Source organism: Dialister sp. (assembly GCF_051885895.1).
In the GTDB taxonomy this organism is placed as follows: domain Bacteria; phylum Bacillota; class Negativicutes; order Veillonellales; family Dialisteraceae; genus Dialister.
The window spans coordinates 1-8547 of sequence record NZ_JBJEXP010000066.1 but is presented as its reverse complement, the minus strand read 5'-3'; the positions used below and the strand labels follow the sequence as shown (position 1 = coordinate 8547).

Here is an 8547-nt window from a genome sequence, read left to right as displayed (position 1 = left end):
TTCAGGCAGTGAAGAATCCTGCAGGACGTGGGTGATTTCTACCGGCTCATCAGCTCACCAGCGCACTAATTTGCCTTGCCATCGCCATTCTCATTTGCTACAATAAAAGCTACGGGTTTTACTTACATGACAATGATATCCGTGATATAGAGTTTTAGAAAAAAGTGGTTGCAGCAGGAGGAAAAATGGCAGATTTAACAGCCCTGATTCTGGCTGCCGGACAGGGGACTCGCATGAAGTCCGCTTTGCCGAAGGTTCTTCACCGTGTGTGCGGTGTGCCTATGGTGGAGCAGGTGATCCGGGTGGTACGGCAGGCCGGTTTTACAAAGTGCGTGGTGATTACAGGATTTAAGGAAGATCTGGTGCGGAAGGATCTTGCCGGACAGGATGTGGATTTCGTCCATCAGGCGGAGCAGCTCGGCACCGGTCATGCAGTGATGCAGGGGGCGCCTCTTCTGACGGACCGTGACGGTTATGTGCTTGTCATCTGCGGAGATACGCCGCTTCTTCGGAGTGAGACCATCGCTTCCCTGGCAGAGACCTGCCGGAAGGAGGAGGCTTCCGCTGCTGTTTTGACGGCGGTGCTGGATGATCCCTTCGGCTATGGCCGGGTGCTTCGGGATGAGAAGGGACAGATGACTTCCATTGTGGAGCAGAAGGACGGTACGCCGGAAGAGCTTGCGGTGCATGAAATCAATACGGGCACCTATGTATTCAAGGCAGGCCCGCTTCTGGATGCGCTGCAGAAGATCGACAACAAAAATGCCCAGGGCGAATATTATCTGACCGATGTTTTTGAAATCATGATCCGTGAAGGACAGAAGGTCATTCCGGTGGCTGCAGATGATGCAGATGAGACCATGGGAGTCAATTCCCGCATCCAGCTGGCAGCGGCAGACCGGGTGCTCCGTCTCCGCAAGGCAGAGGAGCTCATGGCGCAGGGCGTAAGCATTATCAATCCGGAAAATACCTACATCGAGCAGGATGTAGAGGTGGGACAGGATACGGTTCTGTACCCTGGCACCATTCTTCAGGGAAAGACGGTGATCGGAAAGGACTGCATCATCGGACCTGATACCCAGCTCACCAATGTGACTGTAGGAGAGGGTACCCATCTGAACCGGGTATACGCCCATGAATGCACGATTGGAAACTTTGATGAAATCGGACCTTTCGTTCATCTCCGTCCCGATACGGTGCTTCATGACCATATCAAGATCGGCAATTTCGTAGAGGTTAAGAATTCTACCGTAGATGACGGCACAAAGCTGCCTCACCTGATTTACTGCGGTGATTCTGATCTGGGAAAGAATGTGAATTTCGGCTGCGGCACGGTGACTGTCAATTTCGACGGCAAGGAAAAGCATCGCTGCCGGGTGGATGAACATGCCTTTATCGGCTGCAATACGAATCTGGTGGCTCCGGTGCATGTGGGTGAAAGGGCTTTCACCGCTGCCGGCTCTACCATTACAAAGGATGTACCGGCCAAGGCACTGGCGGTAGGAAGAGCCCGTCAGACCAATATTGAAGGCTGGGTAAAAGAGGATACTTACAAGGACTGAAAAGGGCAGGGTTCATATAGGATTTCACAGATTTTCATTTTCTTTTTTGATGAAATAAATCATCTTTTTACTGTTATTTTACCTGTTAACTGGTATATAATAAAACTATGAGATAGTGGATGGGAAAGGTTGTTGGCGTAAAGATCCGCTGTTCCATGGAAAACTTTTAGGACTTTCACATTTGAAAGGAAAGGGAGAGGCAGCAAAATGGACATGGAAGACACTTCTAAATTGAAGATTTTTACAGGTACCGCACATCCGGCACTGGCTAAGGAAATTTCTGATTATATCGGAGTGCCGCTGGGAAAAGCCATCTGCGGACGGTTTAATAATGGCGAAATTCAGGTCATGATTAATGAAAGTGTCCGTGGCAAGGACTGCTTCATTATTCAGCCTACCGGCGCACCGGTAAATGATAACCTTATGGAAATGCTCATCATGGTAGATGCACTGAAGAGAGCTTCTGCCCGTCATATTACTGTAGTGGTTCCTTATTACGGATATGCCCGTCAGGACAGAAAGACCCGGGGCCGTGAACCGATCAGTGCCAAGCTGGTGGCTGACCTCATGTCCACTGCCGGTGTAACCAGAGTAGTGACCATGGATCTTCATGCAGGACAGATTCAGGGATTCTTCGACGTACCGGTGGATCACCTCATGTCTGCTTCTCTTCTGGCCGACTATGTAAAGTCCAAGAACCTGGAAAACCTCACCATCGTTTCCCCGGACCTGGGCGGTGTCACCCGTGCCCGCGAACTGGCAGACCGGGTAGGAGCTCCTATTGCTATTATTGAAAAACGCCGTCCGGAACCGGGCGTAGCCAAGGTTATGAACATTATCGGTGATGTAAAGGACAGAAACTGCTTCATCGTCGATGATATCGTAGATACTGCCGGTTCCCTCTGCGAAGGGGCCAAGGCGCTGGCTGAATATGGTGCAAGAGACGTATATGCTGCTGTATGCCATCCTGTACTCACCGATCCGGCTACCGAAAGAATCAAAAATTCCAACATCAAGGAACTGATCGTTACCAATTCCCTGCCTATCCCGAAAGAAAAGATCCAGGACAAGCTCACTGTCCTTTCCATCGCTCCGCTTCTGGGCGAAGCAATCCTCCGTATTTTCCACGATGCTTCCGTAAGCCAGCTCTTCGATAAATAATGAAGATTATTGCAGGACTTGGAAATCCGGGGCAGGAGTATGAACATACCCGCCACAATATGGGCTTTGATGTAATCGACGAACTGGCCCGCCGCTGGCATGTCACGGCCTGGAAGGAAGACATGAAGGCAGAGATCGGCCAGACTGTGGTGAATGGGGAAAAGGTGCTTCTGGTGAAGCCCCTGACCTATATGAACAACAGCGGAGAAGCGGTAGGCGCCATTGCCCGGTACTACAAGGTGGATCTGGATGATATTTATGTGGTCTGCGATGACCTGGATCTGCCGCCGGGAAAGACACGGATCCGGAAAAAAGGCGCTTCCGGCGGTCATAACGGCATTAAATCTCTCATTGCCCATCTGGGCAGTGAAAATTTCAACCGTTTCCGTATCGGCGTAGGCCATCCCAAGGACGGCCATACGGTGGTGGAGCATGTATTGTCCCGTCCCTACGGAGAGGATATTGAAAAAATAGAAGAAGCAAAGATTCATACGGCAGACTCCATTGAGGCTGCGTTGAAGGATGGCGTGGATCATGCCATGAATGCTTTCAATCCCAGACGAAGGGGATAAAGGAGAGGCAGTTTCGAAAGAAACTGCCTCTTTTCGAAAGCGTTTCTCCGGCCATGCATCCTGCTTTTTCCGGAAGGAGAAGATATGAAAGGAACTTTAATTGTACTGGAAGGCATCGACGGCAGCGGTAAGGAAACCCAGGCTTCCCTGCTGGAGACAAAACTGAAGGTGGAAGGCAGACAGGTAATGCATATTTCCTTTCCCGACTATGACAGCCCTTCCTCGGCTCTGGTTAAAATGTACCTGAAAGGGGATTTCGGAAAGGATCCCGGCGATGTGAATCCCTATGCGGCCTCTCTCTTCTATGCAGTGGACCGTTTTGCTTCCTTCCGCATGAAATGGAAATCCTTTTATGAAGAAGGCGGCATTGTGATTGCGGACCGCTATACCACCAGCAACATGGTACACCAGATGACCAAGTATGAAGATCGGAAGAAACGGGCGGATTTCCTGCAGTGGCTGGAGGAAACGGAATACGGAAAGCTGGAGCTTCCCCGGCCGGATCTGGTGATCCTGCTGGACATTCCCCTTGCGATTTCCGAAAAACTGGTGAAGGAAAGGGCTAGAAAGGGCGGCTCCATGGATATTCATGAACAGCATCTGGACTATCTGAGAAAATGCCATGATGCCTACCGGGAGCTGCTTTCCCTGTACGGCTGGAAGTCCATTTCCTGTGCCTCCGATGGCAGGCTTCGCAGCATTGAGGACATAGGGAAAGATGTGGAACGGGCAGTGCGTCCCTTCCTGGCAGGAAAGGAAAAGGCCTGACGGAGGGTATTGCAGCCCCTGCGCGGCCTGTGTATAATGAATAGCAAATAGTATGGCAGAGACGCCGGAATCAGAGTTCCGGCGTCTCTGTCGTTCAGGGGAGCACTGATTGCTTTTGATTCCGTCATTTTTTTGAAAGGCGGCCATCAGCATTTCAGGACAGCCGTTTTCTGAAGGAAGCCCGCCGGCAGGAGGCGCTTTTCCAGAAATTTCAAAAAACTGGGCTCATGTGATATAATATAAAACGTATGTATAACCCTATTTGGTTATTTGATGCTGTGAATGCAGTTTTCCCTATAAAAACAAGATAAACAGAATATAAGGAGGAATACCATTTATGTGCGGTATCGTAGGTTATGTAGGCAGTGGAAACGCCACAGAGTTTCTGATTGACGGACTCCGCCGCCTGGAATACAGAGGATATGATTCAGCCGGCATTGCGGTATATGAGAACGGAAAAATCAATATTGAAAAGAAGCAGGGCCGTCTGGTGAACCTGGAAGAAGAACTGAAAAAGCATCCTCTTCAGGGCCATATCGGCATTGGCCATACCCGCTGGGCTACCCATGGCAAGCCTTCCGACAGGAACGCCCATCCCCATGGAGACTGCCACAACCATTTTGTGGTTGTTCATAACGGCATTATTGAAAACTATCTGACACTGAAAAAGGAACTGGCTGCCAAAGGCCATGTTTTCAAGTCTGAAACGGATACGGAAATTGTAGCGCATCTGCTGGAAGAACTGGATGACGGCGATTTCCTTTCCACGGTCCGCAAAATGCTGGCGGTTATCGAAGGCTCCTACAGCCTGGTGATTTTGGATGCAGCCTGCCCGGATACCATTATCTGCACGAAGAAGAACAATCCTCTCATCATCGGACTGGGCAAGGGTGAAAATTTCATCGCTTCAGATATTCCTGCCGTCATCAACCATACCAGGGACATCTATATCCTGAATGATGAAGAACTGGCAGTGGTGAAGAAAGACGGCGTGGCTGTCTATGACAAAGACGGAAAGCCTCTGCAGAAGGAAGTCCAGAAGGTTACCTGGTCCGCAGAAGCAGCAGAAAAGGGCGGCTATCCGCACTTCATGCTGAAGGAAATTTTCGAACAGCCGAAGGCTGTCCGTGATACGGTACAGATCCACCTGAACAAAGACGGCTCCGTAACTTTCCCTGACCTGGGCTGGACAAAGGAATGCTTTGACGGCATTGACAACATCCTCATCACCGCCTGCGGCACTGCCTATCATGCAGGTCTCGTGGCCAAGCATTATATCGAACGGTTTGTGAAGATTCCGGTTTCCGTCGAAATCGCTTCGGAATACCGTTACAGCAAGCCTCTCACCACCAGCCATACCCTGTGCATTGTGGTGAGTCAGTCCGGGGAAACCATCGATACCCTGGAAGCACTGAAGGAAGCCAAACGCCATGGTGCCAAGAGCCTGGCTGTGACCAACTCCATCGGCTCCTCCATTGCCCGGGAAGCAGACCATGTGGTTTACACCCTGGCAGGCCCGGAAATCGCAGTGGCTTCTACCAAAGCCTATACCACCCAGCTGGTGGCACTGCTCCTTCTGGCCCTTTACATGGGACAGCTCCGGGAAACCATTTCTCCGGAACTGATTCACAAGATTACCGACGGACTGCGGGATCTTCCGTCCCAGATTGAAAAGGTGCTGAAGGAAAAGGACCATATGGCCCATGTAGCAGACCGCCTTATCAAAGCTCATGATATTTTCTACCTGGGCCGTTCCATCGACTATGCTATTGCCATGGAAGGTGCTCTGAAACTGAAAGAAGTTTCCTACATTCATGCAGAAGCCTATGCAGCCGGCGAACTGAAGCACGGCACTCTGGCTCTCATTACCCAGGATACCCCGGTCATTGCGGTAGCAACCCAGGATTCTGTCAGCGCAAAAATGTACAGCAATATCCAGGAAGTCAAAGCCCGGGGCGCAGAAGTGCTGGGCATCGGCTATGATGATGACAAGGAACTGGGCAAGTACACCACGGAAACCGTTCTCATTCCGAGAGTAGATTTCTTTATTGCCCCCATTCTTTCTGTCATTCCCATGCAGCTTCTTGCCTACTATACCAGCGTGAAGAGAGGAAATGACGTGGATAAGCCGCGCAACCTGGCTAAATCTGTTACGGTGGAATAATTCATACGTGTCCGGCACAGGCCGTCCAGCATGGGGCCTGTGCCTTTTTCTTAATGAAATGACGAAGCAGCACATCCTGCAGATCACCATTTCCTTTCATCTATCCTTTCTTCCCTTCCCGGTTGCGGAAAGCGGCTTTTAAGCATAGAATAAAGACAGCGTGCATTAATGGATAGGAGTTGTATCATATGAAGAAAATCATTTTAACCGGCGACCGTCCCACAGGACATCTCCATGTAGGCCACTACGTGGGATCCCTTCGTGAACGGGTAGCCCTCCAGAATTCCGGCACCTTCGACGAAGTATACATTGAAATCGCCGATGCCCAGGCTCTCACCGACAATGCGGACAATCCGGAAAAAGTACGGAAAAACGTACTCCAGGTTGCTTTGGACTATCTGTCCGTAGGCATTGACCCGGAAAAATCCTGCATTTTTATCCAGTCTCTTGTACCGGCCCTGCCGGAACTGACCATGTACTACATGAATCTGGTCACCGTATCCAGACTGGAAAGGAATCCTACCGTCAAAGCGGAAATCCAGCAGAAGCATTTTGAAGCCAGCATTCCTGCCGGATTCCTCTGCTATCCTGTCAGCCAGGCAGCCGACATTACCGCCTTCATGGCCACCACTGTCCCCGTAGGGGAAGACCAGGAACCCATGCTGGAACAGACCCGTGAAATTGTCCGTAAATTCAATGAAATCTATGGCGAAACCCTGGTAGAACCGGAAATCGTTCTTGCTTCCAACAAAGCAAGCCTCCGTCTTCCCGGCACCGACGGCAAAGCCAAAATGAGCAAATCCATCGGCAACTGCATTTACCTCTGCGAAAAACCGGAAGACATTGAAAAGAAAATCATGTCCATGTATACCGATCCCACCCACCTTCGCAAAGACGACCCCGGCCACGTGGAAGGAAACCCTGTTTTCACCTACCTGGACGCTTTCTGCAAGGATGAATACTTTGCAGAATTCCTGCCTGAATACCAGAACCTGGATGAAATGAAAGCCCACTATACCAGAGGCGGACTGGGCGATGTAAAAGTCAAACGGTTCCTCAACAAAGTCATGCAGGCAGAACTGGCTCCTATCCGCGAACGCCGTATGCAGTGGGAGAAGCACCTGCCCGACGTGGTAGACATCCTCAAGGCAGGCACGGAAAAAGCAGCCGCCAAAGCAGATGAAACACTGCAGAACGTAAGAAAAGCCATGAGAATCAATTACTTTGAAGACGGAAATCTTCTGAAATAATTGACCGGAACAAAAAAGGTGAAGGCTTTACGCCTTCACCTTTTTGCGTGCCTGCTTTGCTTACGGAGATACCGGTACATGGGCTTACTATTTATCATTAACAGTTTTTCTATTATAATAAAGGGAAGCATGATGGATTTCTTATAAAATACGGAGAAGGGGCATTATGGACTTAAAGATATTGAATACATTTAAAACGATTGTGGATGAAGGCAGTTTTTCCAAGGCGGCAAAGCGGCTGAGCTACACCCAGTCCACCATTACCTTTCATATCGGGCAGCTGGAGAAGGATCTCCATGTGAAGCTTTTTGAAAAGGTAGGACGGCGGATGGTGCTGACAAAAGCGGGGGAGGAGCTGGTGCCCTACGTGGAGGAGGTTATCCAGTCGGTAAACAAGATGAATAACTTCCAGACCGATCTGACGGAGTGTACAGGAGATCTGCGGATCGGCGCTCCGGAGTCTCTTCTCTGCTTTTATCTTCCCTATCGACTGAAGGCCTTCCATGCCCGGGCGCCTCATGTCCATCTTCTTCTCCAGTCCATGAACAGCGGTAATACGCTGGCTGCCCTGAAAAACGATGATATTGACATCGGCCTTTTTTATGCGACACCGGATTACGGGCCCGGTCTTGGCGTGGCCAGAAAAAATCTGGGAAGCTTTCCTTTAAGCTTCTATGCTTCGCCCCGGGTGAAACAGAAGTACAATGATTTCATTACCGGCGACCAGCATTATCCCCTTCTGTCCGCCATTGTGCAGCCGCCGAAAGGATCCCTGCGCCGCATGTTTGATGCGTACATGGAAAAGAAAAATATTTCCCTTGGCAACTGCATTGAACTTCGCAGCACCCAGACCATCAAGAATCTGGCCATCAATGATGTGGGCATCTGCTTCCTGCCGCAGTTTGTGGTGCAGGAAGAGCTGGAGCGGGGTGAACTGGAAGAGCTGGAAACAGACCGCTCTTTCCCGCCTATAGAGGGCTTTTTCGGCTATCGGGAAAATAAATGGATGAGCCCGGCCATGAAGCTGATCTGCGAAGTGCTGGAGGAAAACAGCAGCTCCCGGGGATGAG

The 8547-nt window shown here is 50.3% G+C and carries 7 protein-coding genes; all 7 read left to right on the top strand.

Features of this window, described 5'->3' with window-relative positions; translation table 11 throughout:
* The first annotated feature begins 185 nt into the window (after positions 1 to 185).
* A complete protein-coding gene (gene glmU, locus ACI4N7_RS05460) occupies positions 186 to 1562 on the top strand; it encodes a bifunctional UDP-N-acetylglucosamine diphosphorylase/glucosamine-1-phosphate N-acetyltransferase GlmU (protein ID WP_439732356.1) in 1377 nt (458 codons plus the stop codon).
* A gap of 207 nt (positions 1563 to 1769) precedes the next feature.
* Complete coding sequence (locus tag ACI4N7_RS05455) at positions 1770 to 2723, top strand: ribose-phosphate diphosphokinase (RefSeq protein WP_439732355.1); 954 nt, start codon at positions 1770 to 1772, stop codon at positions 2721 to 2723.
* Positions 2723 to 3295, top strand: coding sequence for an aminoacyl-tRNA hydrolase (gene pth, locus ACI4N7_RS05450; protein WP_439732354.1), 573 nt, complete (start codon positions 2723 to 2725; stop codon positions 3293 to 3295). Before ACI4N7_RS05455 ends, pth begins: the two co-directional genes overlap by 1 nt.
* A gap of 84 nt (positions 3296 to 3379) precedes the next feature.
* Entirely contained in the window at positions 3380 to 4063 is a 684-nt protein-coding gene (locus tag ACI4N7_RS05445; protein ID WP_439732353.1) for a dTMP kinase, read from the top strand.
* Positions 4064 to 4400: 337 nt separating this feature from the next.
* Entirely contained in the window at positions 4401 to 6227 is a 1827-nt protein-coding gene (glmS, locus tag ACI4N7_RS05440) for a glutamine--fructose-6-phosphate transaminase (isomerizing) (RefSeq protein WP_439732352.1), read from the top strand.
* Between the two features lie 188 nt (positions 6228 to 6415).
* Positions 6416 to 7477, top strand: a complete 1062-nt coding sequence (gene trpS, locus ACI4N7_RS05435; RefSeq protein ID WP_439732351.1) for a tryptophan--tRNA ligase — start codon at positions 6416 to 6418, stop codon at positions 7475 to 7477.
* Between the two features lie 166 nt (positions 7478 to 7643).
* Positions 7644 to 8546 (top strand): LysR family transcriptional regulator, encoded by a 903-nt coding sequence (locus tag ACI4N7_RS05430; RefSeq protein ID WP_439732350.1) that lies wholly within the window; start codon positions 7644 to 7646, stop codon positions 8544 to 8546.
* Position 8547: the final 1 nt, after the last annotated feature.

Bases quoted from the DNA above. Each gene is read 5' to 3' on its own strand.
- ACI4N7_RS05430 (WP_439732350.1), top strand. From the start codon at position 7,644: ATGGACTTAAAGATATTGAATACATTTAAAACGATTGTGGATGAAGGC.
- trpS (WP_439732351.1), top strand. From the start codon at position 6,416: ATGAAGAAAATCATTTTAACCGGCGACCGTCCCACAGGACATCTCCAT.
- glmU (WP_439732356.1), top strand. From the start codon at position 186: ATGGCAGATTTAACAGCCCTGATTCTGGCTGCCGGACAGGGGACTCGC.
- ACI4N7_RS05455 (WP_439732355.1), top strand. From the start codon at position 1,770: ATGGACATGGAAGACACTTCTAAATTGAAGATTTTTACAGGTACCGCA.
- ACI4N7_RS05445 (WP_439732353.1), top strand. From the start codon at position 3,380: ATGAAAGGAACTTTAATTGTACTGGAAGGCATCGACGGCAGCGGTAAG.
- glmS (WP_439732352.1), top strand. From the start codon at position 4,401: ATGTGCGGTATCGTAGGTTATGTAGGCAGTGGAAACGCCACAGAGTTT.
- pth (WP_439732354.1), top strand. From the start codon at position 2,723: ATGAAGATTATTGCAGGACTTGGAAATCCGGGGCAGGAGTATGAACAT.